The sequence below is a fragment of the Neobacillus sp. 114 genome, assembly GCF_030127045.1.
GTDB lineage: Bacteria > Bacillota > Bacilli > Bacillales > Cytobacillaceae > Neobacillus > Neobacillus rhizophilus.
In genome coordinates this window covers 1,580,198-1,597,253 of sequence record NZ_CP126144.1, presented here as the reverse complement: position 1 = coordinate 1,597,253, position 17,056 = coordinate 1,580,198, and the positions used below count along the sequence as shown (strand labels likewise).

The 17,056-nt window shown below is 38.4% G+C and carries 14 protein-coding genes and 15 tRNA genes; 7 read left to right on the top strand and 22 right to left on the bottom strand.

Annotation, left to right across the window (positions count from 1 at the left end; translation table 11 throughout):
• Positions 1 to 265: 265 nt before the first annotated feature.
• Positions 266 to 2,866, top strand: a complete 2,601-nt coding sequence (ppsA, locus tag QNN06_RS07920; protein WP_284037362.1) for a phosphoenolpyruvate synthase — start codon at positions 266 to 268, stop codon at positions 2,864 to 2,866.
• A 26-nt stretch (positions 2,867 to 2,892) separates the two neighbouring features.
• On the opposite strand, the gene QNN06_RS07915 is transcribed toward ppsA, so the two are convergent.
• Positions 2,893 to 3,357, bottom strand: a complete 465-nt coding sequence (locus QNN06_RS07915; RefSeq protein ID WP_284037361.1) for a hypothetical protein — start codon at positions 3,355 to 3,357, stop codon at positions 2,893 to 2,895.
• A gap of 327 nt (positions 3,358 to 3,684) precedes the next feature.
• Here QNN06_RS07915 and QNN06_RS07910 point away from each other — a divergent pair, with 327 nt between their 5' ends.
• On the top strand, positions 3,685 to 4,116 hold the full coding sequence (locus tag QNN06_RS07910) for a VOC family protein (protein WP_217033123.1): 432 nt from the start codon (positions 3,685 to 3,687) through the stop codon (positions 4,114 to 4,116).
• Positions 4,117 to 4,267: 151 nt separating this feature from the next.
• Here the strand turns inward: QNN06_RS07910 and QNN06_RS07905 are convergent, their stop codons facing one another.
• Positions 4,268 to 4,468, bottom strand: a complete 201-nt coding sequence (locus QNN06_RS07905; protein WP_217033125.1) for a hypothetical protein — start codon at positions 4,466 to 4,468, stop codon at positions 4,268 to 4,270.
• A 213-nt stretch (positions 4,469 to 4,681) separates the two neighbouring features.
• On the opposite strand from QNN06_RS07905, the gene QNN06_RS07900 reads away from it, so the two are divergent.
• The 3 genes from QNN06_RS07900 (at position 4,682) to QNN06_RS07890 (ending at position 7,422) form a co-directional block, all read left to right on the top strand.
• Entirely contained in the window at positions 4,682 to 5,290 is a 609-nt protein-coding gene (locus QNN06_RS07900; protein WP_284037360.1) for a hypothetical protein, read from the top strand.
• Positions 5,291 to 5,397: 107 nt separating this feature from the next.
• A complete protein-coding gene (locus QNN06_RS07895) occupies positions 5,398 to 6,567 on the top strand; it encodes an MFS transporter (RefSeq protein WP_284037359.1) in 1,170 nt (389 codons plus the stop codon).
• Between the two features lie 711 nt (positions 6,568 to 7,278).
• Positions 7,279 to 7,422 (top strand): hypothetical protein, encoded by a 144-nt coding sequence (locus tag QNN06_RS07890; RefSeq protein WP_217033129.1) that lies wholly within the window; start codon positions 7,279 to 7,281, stop codon positions 7,420 to 7,422.
• A 173-nt stretch (positions 7,423 to 7,595) separates the two neighbouring features.
• Here QNN06_RS07890 and QNN06_RS07885 read toward each other — a convergent pair whose 3' ends face one another.
• Positions 7,596 to 8,489, bottom strand: coding sequence for a LysR family transcriptional regulator (locus QNN06_RS07885; RefSeq protein ID WP_217033131.1), 894 nt, complete (start codon positions 8,487 to 8,489; stop codon positions 7,596 to 7,598).
• Positions 8,490 to 8,619: 130 nt separating this feature from the next.
• On the opposite strand from QNN06_RS07885, the gene QNN06_RS07880 reads away from it, so the two are divergent.
• A complete protein-coding gene (locus tag QNN06_RS07880) occupies positions 8,620 to 9,813 on the top strand; it encodes a YbfB/YjiJ family MFS transporter (RefSeq protein WP_284037358.1) in 1,194 nt (397 codons plus the stop codon).
• Positions 9,814 to 10,477: 664 nt separating this feature from the next.
• On the opposite strand, the gene nadR is transcribed toward QNN06_RS07880, so the two are convergent.
• From nadR to QNN06_RS07865, 3 genes are all read right to left on the bottom strand, one after another.
• On the bottom strand, positions 10,478 to 11,506 hold the full coding sequence (nadR, locus tag QNN06_RS07875) for a multifunctional transcriptional regulator/nicotinamide-nucleotide adenylyltransferase/ribosylnicotinamide kinase NadR (RefSeq protein ID WP_284037357.1): 1,029 nt from the start codon (positions 11,504 to 11,506) through the stop codon (positions 10,478 to 10,480).
• Positions 11,506 to 12,201: a nicotinamide riboside transporter PnuC gene (pnuC, locus tag QNN06_RS07870; protein ID WP_213116835.1), complete on the bottom strand. Its 696-nt coding sequence runs from the start codon at positions 12,199 to 12,201 to the stop codon at positions 11,506 to 11,508. The genes nadR and pnuC overlap by 1 nt, the downstream gene beginning before the upstream one ends.
• A 61-nt stretch (positions 12,202 to 12,262) precedes the next feature.
• Entirely contained in the window at positions 12,263 to 13,033 is a 771-nt protein-coding gene (locus QNN06_RS07865; RefSeq protein ID WP_249366453.1) for an NUDIX domain-containing protein, read from the bottom strand.
• Between the two features lie 201 nt (positions 13,034 to 13,234).
• Between QNN06_RS07865 and QNN06_RS07860 the strand changes: the two genes are divergently transcribed.
• A complete protein-coding gene (locus QNN06_RS07860; RefSeq protein WP_284037356.1) occupies positions 13,235 to 13,990 on the top strand; it encodes a vWA domain-containing protein in 756 nt (251 codons plus the stop codon).
• A 74-nt stretch (positions 13,991 to 14,064) separates the two neighbouring features.
• Here QNN06_RS07860 and QNN06_RS07855 read toward each other — a convergent pair whose 3' ends face one another.
• The 16 genes from QNN06_RS07855 to QNN06_RS07780 all read right to left on the bottom strand — a co-directional run bounded on the left by QNN06_RS07855 (position 14,065) and on the right by QNN06_RS07780 (position 17,048).
• Entirely contained in the window at positions 14,065 to 15,246 is a 1,182-nt protein-coding gene (locus QNN06_RS07855) for a NupC/NupG family nucleoside CNT transporter (RefSeq protein WP_284037355.1), read from the bottom strand.
• Between the two features lie 444 nt (positions 15,247 to 15,690).
• Positions 15,691 to 15,772: transfer RNA gene (locus QNN06_RS07850), tRNA-Leu, on the bottom strand.
• Between the two features lie 6 nt (positions 15,773 to 15,778).
• Positions 15,779 to 15,852 (bottom strand) — tRNA-Cys (locus QNN06_RS07845).
• Positions 15,853 to 15,860: 8 nt separating this feature from the next.
• Positions 15,861 to 15,935: transfer RNA gene (locus QNN06_RS07840), tRNA-Gly, on the bottom strand.
• A gap of 8 nt (positions 15,936 to 15,943) precedes the next feature.
• A tRNA-Gln gene (locus QNN06_RS07835) sits at positions 15,944 to 16,015 on the bottom strand.
• A 40-nt stretch (positions 16,016 to 16,055) separates the two neighbouring features.
• Positions 16,056 to 16,131: transfer RNA gene (locus QNN06_RS07830), tRNA-His, on the bottom strand.
• A gap of 11 nt (positions 16,132 to 16,142) precedes the next feature.
• Positions 16,143 to 16,216: transfer RNA gene (locus tag QNN06_RS07825), tRNA-Trp, on the bottom strand.
• Positions 16,217 to 16,221: 5 nt separating this feature from the next.
• Positions 16,222 to 16,306 (bottom strand) — tRNA-Tyr (locus tag QNN06_RS07820).
• Between the two features lie 29 nt (positions 16,307 to 16,335).
• A tRNA-Thr gene (locus tag QNN06_RS07815) sits at positions 16,336 to 16,408 on the bottom strand.
• Between the two features lie 15 nt (positions 16,409 to 16,423).
• Positions 16,424 to 16,499, bottom strand: a tRNA-Phe gene (locus QNN06_RS07810).
• A 40-nt stretch (positions 16,500 to 16,539) separates the two neighbouring features.
• A tRNA-Asp gene (locus tag QNN06_RS07805) sits at positions 16,540 to 16,616 on the bottom strand.
• Between the two features lie 3 nt (positions 16,617 to 16,619).
• Positions 16,620 to 16,693: transfer RNA gene (locus tag QNN06_RS07800), tRNA-Met, on the bottom strand.
• A gap of 9 nt (positions 16,694 to 16,702) precedes the next feature.
• Positions 16,703 to 16,778, bottom strand: a tRNA-Val gene (locus tag QNN06_RS07795).
• Positions 16,779 to 16,784: 6 nt separating this feature from the next.
• Positions 16,785 to 16,859, bottom strand: a tRNA-Glu gene (locus QNN06_RS07790).
• Between the two features lie 18 nt (positions 16,860 to 16,877).
• Positions 16,878 to 16,968: transfer RNA gene (locus tag QNN06_RS07785), tRNA-Ser, on the bottom strand.
• Between the two features lie 5 nt (positions 16,969 to 16,973).
• A tRNA-Asn gene (locus QNN06_RS07780) sits at positions 16,974 to 17,048 on the bottom strand.
• Between the last annotated feature and the right edge of the window lie 8 nt (positions 17,049 to 17,056).

Sequence of the window (17,056 nt, the reverse complement as noted above, 5' to 3'; positions counted from 1 at the left end):
TTAATTGTAAAGTTACTGTAAATATCTCATATTTATAAGGTGTTCTTGGGAAAATAAACAGATTAAATGCAATTTAGTCATGGCTAAAAGGTTCGAGGGGATGAACCGGGGCATCAGTTACTGTACGGGTATGTCTAACTATTTATAAAAAAATAAACTCTTCCTAATTTAATTATAACATGTAAAAAATGGTTAAAATAGACTGTTTATTCTTATTTATGACTGCTAAAATCAATAGAACATTACTGTTTGGGAGAGATGTTAAATGAGTTCTTTAGTTCTCGGTTTTCAGGAAATGGAAAAAACGCAGCTTTTGCTCGTTGGTGGAAAAGGGGTAAATTTAGGGGAATTATTAAAAATTGAAGGAATACAAGTACCAGAAGGTTTTTGTGTGACAACAGTGGGATATCAAAAAGCCATCGAACAAAACGTTACGTATCATGCTTTGTTGGATCAACTAACAATGCTAAAAGTAGAGGATCGAGATCAAATTGCAGAAATTAGCAGGAAGATCCGACAAATCCTTATGAAAATTGAAATTCCTTCCGATGTTGCGTTTGCTGTTACTCACTATCTCTCCCAGTTTGGCGAGGACCATGCTTATGCAGTAAGGTCTAGCGCGACCGCTGAAGATTTACCACATGCCTCTTTTGCTGGCCAGCAAGACACCTATTTAAATATCATTGGAAAAGAAGCCATCTTGCAGCATATCAGCAAATGTTGGGCTTCCCTATTTACAGATCGTGCGGTTATCTACCGTATGCAAAATGGATTTGACCACAAACAAGTGTATTTATCCGTTATCGTTCAACGGATGGTTTTTCCACAGGCTTCAGGGATTTTATTTACTGCTGATCCGATTACTTCTAACCGAAAGCTGCTATCCATCGATGCCAGTTTTGGACTTGGAGAAGCACTGGTCTCTAGCTTAGTATCCGCGGATAGTTATAAAGTACAGGAAGAGAAAATCGTCAACAAGATGATAGCAACGAAAAAACTGGCTATCTATGGACGAAAAGAAGGCGGAACAGAGACACAGCCAATCGATCCGGGCCAGCAAAAAACACAAACACTTACTGACCAACAAATTTTACAACTAGCACGCATCGGAAGACAGATCGAAGCTTATTTTGGCTGTCCGCAAGATATCGAATGGTGTTTGGTTGATGATACCTTTTATATTGTCCAGAGCCGTCCAGTCACGACTCTTTTTCCCATCCCTGAAGCGAATGATCAAGAAAACCAAGTCTTTATATCTGTCGGCCATCAGCAAATGATGACAGACCCCATCAAACCATTGGGATTGTCATTTTTCCTGTTAACGACTCCTGCACCCATGCGTAAAGCTGGTGGGAGGCTGTTTGTTAATGTCACACAACAACTGGCTTCACCTGTCAGTAGAAACATTTTATTAAATGCCATGGGACAACATGATCCGCTCATGAAAGACGCACTTATGAATATCATTGAGCGAGGAGATTTTATAAAATCATTACCAAATGATAATAAAGCACCGAGTCCCCGCAGAGGCAATACAGATATGCTGGCACAAATCGAAAACAATCCATCAATTGTTTCTGTTTTGATTAATCGTAGCCAAACATCCATTGAAGAGTTAAAACAAAACATTAAAACCAAATCAGGATTGGATTTATTTGATTTTATTCTAGAAGATATTCAAGAATTAAAGAAGATTTTATTTGACCCACAAAGTTCGGCTGTATTTATGTCTGCAATAAATGCTTCAACATGGATCAATGAAAAAATGAACGAATGGTTAGGTGAAAAAAACGCAGCAGACATACTTTCTCAATCTGTACCAAACAATATTACTTCGGAAATGGGTCTAGCATTATTGGATGTCGCAGATGTGATTCGTCCATATCCAGAAGTAATTGATTATTTCGAACAAGTAAAAGATGATAACTTTCTGGATGAACTGGATAAGTTTGATGGTGGACGGGAAGCTAGAGACGCCTTCTTCGCTTTTCTCAATAAATACGGAATGCGATGTGCCGGAGAAATCGATATGACCAGAAGTCGTTGGAGCGAAAAACCAACAACACTTATACCCTTAATTCTTGGTAATATAAGAAACTTTGAGCCTAATGCCAGCAATCGAAAATTTGAGCAAGGGCGGCAGGAAGCTTTGAAAAAAGAACAAGAGTTATTAGAACGATTGAAGCAATTACCAGATGGTGAACAAAAAGCCAAAGAAACAAAACGAATGATTGACCTAATCCGGAATTTCATCGGCTATCGGGAATATCCAAAATACGGTATGATTAATCGCTACTTCGTTTATAAGCAGGCTTTACTGAAAGAAGCCGAACAACTCGTACAAAATGGCGTTATTCATGAAAAGGAAGATATATACTATCTCACCTTTGAAGAACTTCGTGAAGTCGTACGCACAAATAAACTGGATTACCAAATCATCTGCAAACAAAAAGACGAGTACAAATTATATGAAAAACTAACTCCTCCACGTGTTATCACGTCTGATGGTGAAATTTTAACAGGTAAGTACAAACGAGAAAATCTCCCAGCCGAAGCTATTGTTGGCTTGCCGGTTTCTTCTGGTGTTATAGAGGGACGCGCTCGTGTCATCTTAAATATGGAAGATGCAAATTTAGAAGATGGGAATATATTAGTCACCACCTTTACAGACCCTAGCTGGACACCATTGTTTGTCTCTATAAAAGGCCTCGTCACCGAAGTTGGCGGCCTGATGACCCATGGAGCAGTAATCGCACGTGAATATGGATTACCAGCAGTCGTCGGGGTGGAGAATGCTACCAAACTGATCAAAGATGGGCAACGAATACGCGTGAATGGAACAGAAGGATATATCGAAATATTGTAATGATTAAAAAAATCCAAAGGAGTAGACTACTCCTTTGGTAAATCCTTGTGCTCATATTTTATAAGCTTACTGGTAATTGAGGGTTTTCCTGGTGCGTCGGGATGGCTATCGACGACCACACCGAAGGTTAGAGTATCCGTCCCTAATGGTTTCTCGTTGGCAGGAATAACATTTACTATAACTATAAATGGATATTCCGCATTTTCGCCTGTTACTTGAGGCTCTGTTACCTCAACAACATTGTAGTTTTTCTCCCAGTCAAATGCCATACCAGAAATGTTTTTATCTTTATAAAACTCTCTTGCAGATAGAATGATTTCCTTGTTAATTAAATTAAGCATAAAATGTTTTAAATGTTGTTCTTGAGTAACATCATTAGTTACGTTGTATAAATCATCTTGTAACCTTTTTTTATTGTATTCTTCTCCTTGTACAACACTTGGTATAGTTAAAAAGAAAAACATGAAAGCTAGCATTAAGATATTTTTCACACAGATCACCTCTTTTTTCCGGCCTTTTTTGACATCATTATATTTTGTTTAAAATAGGAATATATACATTTGAGTGAATCTTCTAATTGAACATTTGGATTGTTTTATAACTCCAAGGATTTCACTATTACTTTGTGACCTTAGTTAAACATATACAAAAATATTAACGATACGAAAAATTTGCTGGCACTGATTATTCAGTGCTCTTCTGCAAACAGGGAGTTTGTTGAAGAAGGATATTTTCTAGTTATAGTGAAATAGAATGACAAACACATTTCCAGAATACAGGATATTGCAAAATAACAGGAACATAGGAGGTAATGAGCTATGAAGATTCACAGAATAGATCATGTAGGTATAATCGTAAATGATCTCACTGCTGCTAAAGAGTTCTTTGTCGATTTTGGCCTTGAGGTGCAAGGGGAATGGGAAGGAAAGTGGATCGATCAGGTAGTTGGGCTTAATGACGTTAAAGTAGCATGTGTAGGATTGCGGGCGCCAGACGGTCAGGCATGGATAGAGCTAATCAAATTTTATTCGTCGTCAGACGAAAGAGAAATTCAGCAACCTTTTGCAAATACCTTGGGTATGCAACATATTGCCTTTGCTGTTGAAGATATTGAAGCTGTTGTGGCCAAATTGAAAAAGAAAGGTACAGAAATCTTTAGTGGGATACAACAATATGAAGATAGTTATAAGTTATGCTTCGTTCGTGGGCCGGAAGGAATTATTTTAGAGTTGGCTGAGAAAATCAAATAAATTAACGGTAATTCATAAGTATACGGCCGATAATTAAAAGCCTAATTCCTCCCTAGAGTTCCGAGAAATTAGGCTTTTTTATTGTGTTAAAGCACCGTTACTTGAAAAAGAATTTTATAAGAGTAACCTACTCCTATTTAGTTGGCATTTGTCAGCCACCTTCAATACAGGTAGCGGAGGAACTTCCAACTGCAGAATTTAATTCAGTAAGAAGATTGGGAAGAATCTCGGAATCAATTGTGATTTCTAATGTTTTATCAGTTAATGGTACTTTATATTTTGCAAAAATAGGTGATGTAATTTCCCAAACTTTGACTATTGCTTTTGGAGACATATTAGATTGTATAACCATATTAAAACCTCCATTTCTGTTATTTATTTCACTTCAACCATTAGCTCGTTTCAATTATGATACATTCGTATAAAGTTTTATTATCTGGGCAACATTCTTTTAAATTTAACAGCATTTTAATATTGAGTGTCTACATTATTCTTTAATCTCATTTAAATAGATGTAAGATTCTAGCTCAACAGCAAGATATAATCTATATGATGAGGATAATCTATGGTTGGTGAAGAAATGAAAAGAAACAGGTTGTTATATTTATCAATATTCAGCAGTGTTTTAGTCATTCTATATATGTTCTTCCAATGGAAATTAATTGATATAATAACGGAATTTCTAATGTTTCCTGTTCTTTTATTGGTGTTTGGATTTTTTATTTTTATAACAGTACTAGCAATAATATCATTGTTTAAAAATAAAACTTGGAAGCCTATAGTTATCCAAGTTATCACAATCCTATTGTTATTTTTCGTTCCTTTCAATCAAATCATATTGGATATAGATTTTAAATTAAACAAATCTGAAAGAAATCAAGTAGTTAAAATGGTTGAGAACGGAGAACTCAGGCCAAACATTTCACACAATTCTTCACACCTTCAGTTACCTAAGAAATACGAACATCTTTCTATTGGTGGCGGTGAAATAGTGGTGGAGAAATCTGGAGATGGCTATAACATCCTCTTTTTTACCTATCGTGGGATACTGGATAACTTTTCAGGGTTCGTATATACGCCTAACGACCAAAAGCCTTCTAAAAATGCGTTCGATGGCGATTTCAAAGCAATAGATAAAATGGAGAAAAACTGGTACTTTGTTGGTTCTTACTAGTAAAAATGTTAAAACGGCAGCGAAATGGCTTTTATTAGCTTATTCTTGAGTAAACTTTCATCAAAAGATAGTATATAGTGTGGGAACTAATTAGGAAGGAAGACAATATGGATAAGCGTATTTATTTTTTAATGATCATATCCTTTGTAATAGGGATGGTTGAACTGATCATTAGCGGCATTTTAGATTTAATTGCAGGGGATTTACATGTAAGCATCGGGCAAGCCGGTTTACTGATAACTGTTTTTGCTGTAATTTTTGCAGTTGCATCCCCAATTCTACTTGTTATGACAGCTAAAATAGAAAGAAAACGGCTAACATTAGTTTGCTTATACATATTTTTAATTGGCTGTATCGTAACAGTATTTGCACCTACTTTTTCTATTTTGTTTATAGGAAGAATTATTTTAGGGATAAGTGGAGCGCTATTAATCATATTATGTTTAGTTATGGCTCCTAGCTTAGCAGGAGAACAGTATAAAGGCAGGGCTATTGGGATTGTCTCTGTTGGAGTAAGTGCTTCATTAGTTTTAGGGGTACCGATCGGGCTTATATTGGGAACTAATTTTGGCTGGAGAGCACCATTCATCCTTATAACTGTATTGACAGCATTATCAATTATTGGCGTTCATGTATTTATGGGACGTATAACACCAAAACCTCAAATTCCATTGAGGCAACAGCTTGCAGCATTTAAAAATCACAAAATCACATTAGGGCTGACAACGACATTCCTGTATATGACAGGTCATTCAATTATGTATGCATATTTTAAGCCTTATTTAGAAGCAACCACTGATTTTAATGCTAATTGGGTTAGTGTCATCTATTTAATTTTTGGTTTTGCTGCTGTATGCGGTGGAGGAATTGGCGGACTACTGGCAGATTTATTGGGCTCAAGAAAAACAATGGTTATTGCTCTAGCAGTTTTTAGTGCTTTATTTTTTGTATTTCCATATACAACAGATTTCTATCCAATATTTTTCCTCATCTTGATCTTATGGGGGATGCTCAGTTGGGCAATTTCACCGGCCATGCAATCTTATTTGATTGAAATAGCACCCGAATCATCGGAAATTCAGCAAAGCTTGAATAATTCATCTCTTCATTTAGGTGTTGCGGCTGGTTCAGTTATTGGTGCTGGAATAGTTGATACACTTTCAGTCAATGTGATTCCATTTGCAGGCGGATTATTCATCATCTTATCATTAATTACTGTAATCATTTCTGTTAGCAGTAAGAAAAAGACTTCATATAAAACAAAGAACGCAATTTGAGTTATTTCAAGTTGCGCTCTTGAAGGTTTCATAATATCCAAAAATTGATGGTAAAGGATGTACAGAATTTGCTAAATACTTTAACCCAAAATAATATATTTGTTTATTACAAAGCTGCAAATTTGGTTGCAACTTCATGACCAAATTACCTTCCTAAACAGAAATAGAAATTGATTTAGCAATAAAAAGAAAGAGCATACAATTGCTTTGCAATTCAATACTCAAGTTGGTACCTCTAACTGAATTACTTATGGCATGAAGGTTCTTAGCTTTCGAAAATTTTCCGCCATAATATTATATTTAATAATACTTGATGGGGCCAGACCTTCCGGATAGCCTGACTTTTAAAATAAACTTCCAAACAAAATTAAAACGCCAGAGGCCGCCAATACACCGATTCCCGTAAAAATAAACTTGATCCGTTCCATTGAAATTCCTCCTTTTGATTTGTTAATTACAATTTAACTATCAAAAATGAAATCTTTATGAAAGTTATTATTTTGGCTGGTAATTTTAAAATAAATGATAAAAAGGCCAATGCTTTGACAAAACATTGACCTGTCTAGTATCAGTTATTTATTAAAACAGCTAAACTTTTCATCATGGCTTCAAGACTTTTGCCAAGTGGATTGTGTTCCGTGAATTAATATGCTTCAACCATTTTTATTTTCAAGGCAAAAGTTGGACATATTATCCGTAGGAGGTGATATGGTGGCTGACAAAAACAAAACTTCCAAAGACATAGAAAGAGACAATAAATTAGATAGTTACAAAAACGATCGACATAATATTAATGCTAGGGAAGCAACGGCTCTTGAACCAGAAATTCCAAGAATTAATACAGAAAATCTTTAACAGTATGTTTGTTATTCAAACATTTGAAATAGCATCCTGAATAACAAACTAAATGCTAAACCTTTCAACGCTTGGATCTAAATCCAGGCGTTATTAATTCCTAATATGCCTTTATTTCTCTTGAACCCGTTCTTTAAGTATATTTATTCACCATATTTTAAAATAAATACTTTCTAAACTAATGTTGAATTATTTATCGTTGTATTGTCATTACTTAACATTTCAATAAATATCCTCAAAGAAGTTGATATATATTTATCTTTACGATAAATGAAAATGGTTTTGACTTTCCCGAATTTATTTGGAATGGGATGTTGGATAAGTTGATTGTCTTTCATATGTTTATCAACCACACTTCGAGGGAGTAAACTTATACCCAGTCCCGCAGAGACACAGCCAATAATTCCATCAAGTGTTCCAAATTCCATTATTTTTTCTGGAATAACCCCTTCATGCTGCAACCACTCTTCAAACCTTGCCCGATACGAACAGCCATTTCGAAAAACCAATATTGTTCGATTTTGTATTTCTTTTATAGAAGATAAACGGTGGTGTAACGTGTCCGTTATCAGTACTAAATCTTCCTCTATTATTGTTTTAAATGTGAGTTCTGGATGCTCAATAGGTCCAGCAACAAAAGCCCCATCTAATTCATATTGTAGAACACCTTGAACATTTTGCTCAGTTGGACCTGTTTTTAACGTAAGGTCAACAGCAGGATATTCACGATGGAACTTTGAAAGTATTGTTGGTAAACGAACTGCTGCAGTCGTTTCCATTGAACCTATTAATAAAGGACCTTTAGGTGTTTGATCATCACTCATAACGTTTTGAATCTCATCTAAAAGTTGAAATATTTCGTATGTATACGAAAGTAATGCTTTACCTTTGTCTGTTAGAGTAGTCCCCCGGTTATGTCGATAAAATAGCTTTGTTTGAAGATCCGATTCCAATTGTTGAATTCTTGCTGTGAGATTGGATTGTGCGTAGTTCATTTCCCTTGCTGCCTTTGAAATGCTTCCTAACTCTGCAACAGCTTGAAAAAATCTCAATGCTTGCAAATCCATAGTTATCACCTCTTCCTTTTTTGATATATAGAAAAGTGATATCTATACATCATTTTTTAGTATTATAGCATATGGCAAAAAACAGATAAGATAAAAATATAACAAAATTATTATTATTGAAGGTGAAAATTTGAATAAAAATCCTTTTTTATTTTTGATTGGGGGAATTTTTTCATTAATGATTGCGATGGGAATTGGAAGGTTTGCTTATACTCCAATCTTACCGCTCATGCAGAAGGCTCTTGCCTTTACTGATGCTGTTGCGGGCTACCTCGCTTCAAGCAATTATGCAGGGTACTTTGCCGGGGCAATTTTAGCAGGAGTTCTTCCTTTGAAAAAGCATAGAACATTTTATTTAAGAATTAGTCTTGCAGTAAGTATTATTACCACTTACTTGATGGGACTGACTCACTCCTACACACTGATGCTCATCATTCGCTTTATTTCAGGAGTGTCTAGTGCATTCATTTTTGTATTAGCTTCCAGTATTGTTCTAGATAAACTGGCTATTGTAGGAAAAACAAATTGGGCAGGATATTTTTATTCTGGGGTAGGCTTTGGAATCTTTTTTTCGACGCTCTTTATACCGAGTTTTAACGATTTATTTATGTGGGAAGGCGTATGGATAGGACTAGCCATTATAAGCGGTATCCTTACTATCTTCGTATGGTTTTGGCTAAAAGATTCCCCAAACTCGAAGGTACAAAAGGATAAACAAATGGTTACTATACAAGCACCACCCCTTAAATGGCTTCCTTGGTTAATTATTGCCTATGGACTGGAAGGGTTAGGCTATATTGTAACAGGGACATTTATTGTGTCAATTGCTGAAAAGGCCTCAATCTTTAGCAGTGACCCTGCAATTGTCTGGATGGTTGTTGGCTTAGGTGCAATTCCATCATGTATCGTATGGTCCACCCTCGCAAAAAAATGGGGATTTGTAAGATCATTAGTAATTGCGATGACTCTTCAATCAATCGGAATTGCACTGCCTGTCTTCTGGTTGACCCAATCCAGTTTAATGATAAGTGCCTTCTTATTTGGAGCAACTTTTATGGGTATTACCACACTCGCCACAACATTGGCACGCCAAATGAGTCCATCAAATAGCAGTCGAATTATTGGTTATCTAACCGCCATTTATGCTGCTGGTCAAATGATAGGACCAACAATCGCAGGAGTTTTATTATCTTATACTCAAAGCTTTAATTCAGCGTTGATTGGAGCAGCTAGCGTAGTATTCATTGGATCTATGTTACTTGTAAGTGGTATTCGATTTGATCGAATGCCAAACATAGAAACATCGTCTATAAAATCAAATTGAAAGAGGGAATCTTGATGAAACATTGACCCGTCTAATCTCTCTTATTTATAAAAAATTGGCAAAACCTTTTACCTAACGCACACGATTTTTGTCGTATGAATCGTGTGCGGTGATTCAAAATGGTATCAAGGCATGAATAAAAGCTCCATAACACCCGAACGGCATTGTGGTCCTCCGTTCAGGTAGTTATAAAAGCTCCATAACACCCGAACGGCATTGTGGTCCTCCGTTCAGGTAGTTATAAAAGCTCCATAACGCCCGAACGGGATTGTGGCCATCCATTTAGGTAGTTATAAAAGGTTCATAACGCCCGAACGGGATTGTGACCCTCCGTTCGGGGAGTTATAAAAGGTTCATAACACCTGAACCGGATTGTGGTCCTCCGTTCAGGTAGTTATAAAAGCTCCATAACACCCAAACGGCATTGTGGTCCTCCGTTCAGGTAGTTATAAAAGCTCCATAACACCCGAACGGCATTGTGGTCCTTCGTTCAGGTAGTTATAAAAGGTTCATAACGCCCAAACGGGATTGTGACCTTTCGTTCAGGTGGTTATGACGGGCCTCATAACGCCCGAACTGAAAAGGGACCTCAGCCCAGGTAGTTTTTTGACGCCCTAAACCGAAGGAGTCCCTTAACAGGCGATTTCCTAATCCAAATAATTACCTATACTCCCTCAAACATTCCCCCTATCATCTCAATCGCTTTTTCCAGCCGTTCCTGATAGGTCCCGCTAATGCTTACGAATTTGATCCCGTTTTCCTTCAATAAATCCTTCAAACGCTGATTATTTTCTTCTCGGACCTTTTGTTCTCCATGCACCCTTAATCCGTCATCTACCCATTTGACGTCAGGCTCTAAAAATAAGCATAGATGATACTGTTGAATTCTGGCGATTTCATCCAAGACCCGTTGGTGTTTCTGGTTATACAGTTCGGAGTAAAATTGAGTGACAGCTGCTTCTGTGTCAATAAAAACAATTTTATTTGCCTGTTTAATAGCTTCATATTCTTTCAGTTTATGGCCATAGGCAATGATCGGGTAATCTTCCTCTAAAATAATACCATCACATCCTCCTAAATCTTCGCAATACTCTCTACCGTATTCTCGTACATAAGTTGTGTTATAGATGAGTGCTAGATTCCTCGTAAGCGTCGATTTTCCACAGCTTTCCGTCCCTAAAATGACGACCTTTTTAATAAAATAAGGTTTCGCTACCTCGGGGATGTAGTCCCAATAATGAAAGACTCCTTTATTCCTAATCTCCGTTGCTGAAACCGGATATTGTTGTCTTTTTTCATCAATCAAAACGTGTTTTGCCTCAGGATATAGCTCTTTAAAAATCGGGTCATAATCGTTTTCAGAGCTAAACACCAAATCAATTCCCTTCCCGATCACCTCTCTTATTTTCAAGGCCCCTTCCTTCCAATTGTAATCCTCATCACCGTCATGATCCTCCACTTCCACGACCTTGATGTGTTCCATCTCCTTCGTTAGTTGAGAAAGCCAGCGCAGCCGGATCCGACTTGGAATATAGGAAAGCTTGCTCCCCTTACACAATGCCTGATCTCTTTTTTCACTATGGGACAAGACCACATACAGTTCATCGACCATCGTGGAAGCTTTGATGATGGCATACACATGACCTTGATGCAAAGGTAAAAACTTTCCACCGTAAAATCCAATCTTCTTCATTAGATCTCTTCTCCCTTCTGCTTTTTATAAACTTTAGACCAATTGTAATAGCCGTATATACTGTTAATCAGAAAAGCTGACCACATCACAAGCATGGAGACATCGTTACCATCCTGTAAAATTAAAGCCTTCACCCAAAGAGCAATCGAAAGCACATTTACCGCAATCCAAAATAACCACTGTTCCGTTAACCTTTTTAGCATGAGTATCTGGGCTATAACCGATAATGTCGTTGAAGCGGAATCAATCCAGACTACATTGCCTCCTAATTTTTCGAGCAGGTAAGCGTAGAGAACAAAGATGACCAAAAAGGTTGAAAGCGTAATACCCCACCCTTTTTTCGTCAAAGAACTGATTTGAATTTCTTCCCCTTTTACTGTGTGTTTCGTTTTATGGTTCTTCCATAAGTAGATCCCAACGAACTGGAGAGGAAAATAAAACAAGGCATTTAGCATGACCTCACCGTATAGGCCATAACCGTAAGAGATGTAGGCATAGGTTCCGGTTTGGATAATGCCGAAATAGTAATTACTCACCTTCCCTTTGGCGACCAATACGACGCAAAGCATACCTGAAATAGAGGTGATTAGCCCAAAAATCGTATCGTCCCAGGCAAAAAACAAATACACATTCACAAGCGTAAACGTAACAAGCCATAGCTTTTCAAATAAGGTCCAGTCTTTGAGGATCTTCATTTTCAATCGCTCCCATATAATTATTAATTAACAAATTGTTAATTGTAATAATGAAAAAAAATTAGTATTTGGCATTATAAATGGATACATACGGATTAAAATCATTAAAACGGTACAGCTGTGCTTTATTCTTTGACCAACGATTAGTTTTTTGCGGCTCTCCATCCTTCTCTACTTTTTCAATAAAAGGGAGAGTTGGGGCCTTTCTAAAAAATTGCGAGTCAAGCTTTAGCCAAGGCTCATCCATCACTGTTAGCAACACACCTTGCAGCTCAGATAGAACAAATTCCTTTGGTAAAAAGTTTTTGGCGAGGGTTGTTAATGACATATCCTTTTTGATAAACCACAAAGCATCATCAATTATTTGCTTGTGATCAAAAGCGAGGTCCAACTGAAACACTTCATCCATTGAGAATAGCTCTACCTCCTCTGCATCGTCTGCAGCTTTCCTTTTAACCAGCTTACTCTCCGGAACAATCGCATAATGAGCGTTCGATATGATCCAGCCGCGCTTGTCACGCCCAAATTTGTCATATACTTCATAGTGCTTGATTTTTAATCCTGCTACTCCAGTTTCTTCTCTTAACTCGCGAACGGCTGCATCATAGGCAGTTTCCTCTGGCTTAATAAAGCCGCCAGGCAAAGCCCATTTCCCCCCTTCGATATTGGGGTCACCTTCTTTCGTCCGCTCCGCTCGTTTTATCAGCATGATTTTTAATGTTTTTTGAGGCGGCTTATAAGGGCCCACTTCCGTTGAAATAATCGTAAAAACGGCAATATCACTCGTATATCCATCAGGAGTCCGATATTTGCTCACATCATAATTTAACAAAGTCTCGCTCACCTATTTCTGTTGTTTTATTAATTAACATTTTGTTAATTGTTATTTATATAATATCACTTGTTTCCACTCCATGTTACATAAATTGTTCGACAAAAAGCGATACTTATTGGGTAAGGAGAATATTAGAAATTTATAATGGTAGAATAATATAATAGAAGTGGATATTAAATTGAGACAAGGAGGCTAGTTATGGAGACAATCAATTTGCAAAAGAAATCTGTCAAAGTTGTTTTGGAAAAGAAGAATTTAGTAAAGGTAACCGCTCGAGTTGGGCTGGTCCTCGATATTACCGGTTCCATGAGGAACTTGTATAAAAACGGGACCGTTCAGAGAGTGGTCGAGCGAATTTTAGCGATCGCCGCTCAGTTTGATGATGATGGCGTGTTGGATGTTTGGGTTTATGATAATGAATTCTCCCGTTTAAAACCTGTAACTGAAAGGGATATCGAAGGCTATGTCAATCGCATTATCCTCGAGGATGATTTAGTACATAAATTTGGAAGAAATGAAGAACTGCCTGTTATGAAGGACGTTTTGACAAAGTATCTTGAAGAAGATTCATCACCAGATCCTGCCTATATTGTGTTTATCAATGACGGTGGCTGCAAAAAGTCGATTAAATCATTAATCGAAAGTTCAGCAAAGTATCCGGTCTTTTGGCAATTTGTTGGCATCGGAAATGGCAACTTTGATTTTCTTAGGACACTCGATACATTGGAAGGTCGAGTGGTCGACAACGCCAATTTCTTGGATATTGAAGATATCGATAAAATTCCAGATCATCAGCTTTATGAATCATTGTTAAATGAGTTCCCAAGCTGGCTTCAAGAGGCACGTCAAAAAGGAATCATTAAAGCATCAGAACAAAAGCCGCCATCCAACGCACCATCTGTACAACAGGAAGAAAGGAAATCAGGTTTTTGGAATAAGGTTTTTAGACGATAGGAATCAGAAAAAAAATTCCAGCACATGTATCACAGCGCTGGGATTTTTTTTATGCCTCAAACTCTAAACCTTTTTTATAAAATAATACTTACAATCGTCCCCGAAAGGATGCTTACAAGTGTAGCTCCGTAAAGCAGCTTTAAACCGAAGCGGGCAACCACATTCCCCTGCTTTTCATTCAAACTCTTGACCGCCCCGGTAATAATGCCGATTGATGAGAAGTTGGCGAAGGAAACAAGGAATACGGACAGAATCCCAACTGTACGGTCACTAAAGTTGTGAGTGCCCTTAGACAAGTCCAACATTGCAACGAATTCATTGGTCACCAGCTTCGTTGCCATAATCCCGCCAGCACTGACTGACTCAGATAATGGAATCCCCATAATAAAGGCAATGGGAGCAAAGAGATACCCTAATAACTGCTGAAAAGAAATGCTGAACAGCAACTCAAATACATTATTAATGGCCGCCATTAGAGCAATAAATCCAATCAGCATCGCACCCACAATAACAGCAACCTTAAATCCATCCAGGATATACTCACCCAGCATTTCGAAAAAGGACTGTTTCTCCACATTCTGAATTTCTAAAATATCTTCACTTGGCTTTACCTCGTAAGGATTGATGATCGATGCAACGATAAAACCGCCTAATAAATTTAGAACTAAAGCTGTGACGACATATTTTGGATCCAGCATCGTCATATAGGCACCAACAATCGACATCGATACTGTCGACATCGCCGAGGCACAGAGCGTATACAGACGCTTTTTTGAAAGCATGCCCAGTTGTTTTTTTACCGTAATGAAAACCTCCGATTGCCCGACCATTAACGACGCAACCGCATTATAAGATTCAAGCTTTCCCATGCCATTCACTTTGCTTAACAGCCATCCGATTCCTCTCATAAGGATCGGAAGAATTTTCAAATATTGCAGGATTCCTATTAATACAGAGATGAAGACAATTGGCAGCAGCACAGTTAAGAAGAATGGTGCCTCTCCTTTATTCGCCATTCCGCCAAACACAAAGGAAACTCCTTCATTTGCATAGTCGAGCAATTTGCTGAATACCTTTGAAATTCCTTGGATGATGATAAAGCCAAACTCTGTATTTAACAACAATATGGATAAGGTTATTTGAATAGCAATCATCACAATAATGGGTATAAATTTTACCTCTTTTCGATTCGAGCTTGCCAGCCAAGCGGCAAACACGACAGTTATAATACCTAAGATTGAAATAACATAGTGCATTTTTTACCTCCTGATGTGTTGAAACATTATGTAGGGGTTCCCTTCCCAATTGTCTATAGTGTAGTAACCTTGTATGTCCGCTGAAAGCATTGGTATATTTTGTCCATATTTTATTTAAAAAATTAATGGAATGATATGAGTAGAATTGATATTAGCTTTAAAAAAGAGGAGTGATTCTGTGATTAATCAAGTGAAAGGAAAGCTAAGCTTTTGCAAGAGTAGAGGAGCATAGAAAGGCCGGACAAGTTTATTTTCCAAAGTCTTAGGTCGCTTACAGCTAGGCAATAAGTTATTCCTTCTAAATTAGAGCCATTTTTAATATTCGGCCAGCATCAATCTTTTCGAAAAGAGACTAATAAAATACAATAGAACCCGCTACTCATGCAGCTGGCCAAACTTTATGCAAAATAAAAAACACTCACATTAATATGAGTGTTTTTATGATACCGGTGGTCGGGGTCGAACCGACACTCCTCACGGAACACGATTTTGAGTCGTGCGCGTCTGCCAATTCCGCCACACCGGCATAATATGGAGGCGGCAACCGGATTCGAACCGGTGGTAAAGGTGTTGCAGACCTGTGCCTTACCACTTGGCTATGCCGCCATATTATTTGGAGCGGAAGACGGGATTCGAACCCGCGACCCCCACCTTGGCAAGGTGGTGTTCTACCACTGAACTACTTCCGCATATTTGACTGGGCTAGCAGGATTTGAACCTACGAATGACGGAGTCAAAGTCCGTTGCCTTACCGCTTGGCTATAGCCCAATAATACAACATTTTCACTAATTCATCAATAAAAAATTAATGGGGCGGCTGATGGGAATCGAACCCACGAATGTCGGAACCACAATCCGATGCGTTAACCACTTCGCCACAACCGCCATTACAGCATTGGCAGGGGTAGTAGGAATCGAACCCACACCAAAGGTTTTGGAGACCTTCGTTCTACCTTTAAACTATACCCCTATAAATGGTGGAGGGGGACGGATTCGAACCGCCGAACCCTGAGGGAGCGGATTTACAGTCCGCCGCGTTTAGCCACTTCGCTACCCCTCCATCTATACTATGCACTTGCTGCTTGCAAGTGCCGGCAAGAGGACTTGAACCCCCAACCTACTGATTACGATTCAGTTGCTCTACCGATTGAGCTATACCGGCAAAATTGAATCAAAATGGTGGCTCAGGACGGAATCGAACCGCCGACACAAGGATTTTCAGTCCTTTGCTCTACCGACTGAGCTACTGAGCCAAATTAAGATGATTTCCAATACCACATTCTAAAAAATAAGTGGCGGTCTGGACGGGACTCGAACCCGCGACCTCCTGCGTGACAGGCAGGCATTCTAACCAACTGAACTACCAGACCGAATTGCGGGGGCAGGATTTGAACCTGCGACCTTCGGGTTATGAGCCCGACGAGCTACCGGACTGCTCCACCCCGCGATAACATTATGGTGGAGGATGACGGGATCGAACCGCCGACCCTCTGCTTGTAAGGCAGATGCTCTCCCAGCTGAGCTAATCCTCCGTTAAATGGTGACCCCTACGGGATTCGAACCCGTGTTACCGCCGTGAAAGGGCGGTGTCTTAACCGCTTGACCAAGGGGCCATTTTGAAAAACTTATAATGGCGGAGAGCAAGGGATTTGAACCCTTGATACGCGGTTAACGTATACACGATTTCCAATCGTGCTCCTTCGGCCACTCGGACAGCTCTCCATAAATGGCTCCGCAGGTAGGACTCGAACCTACGACCGATCGGTTAACAGCCGATAGCTCTACCACTGAGCTACTGCGGAATAATATA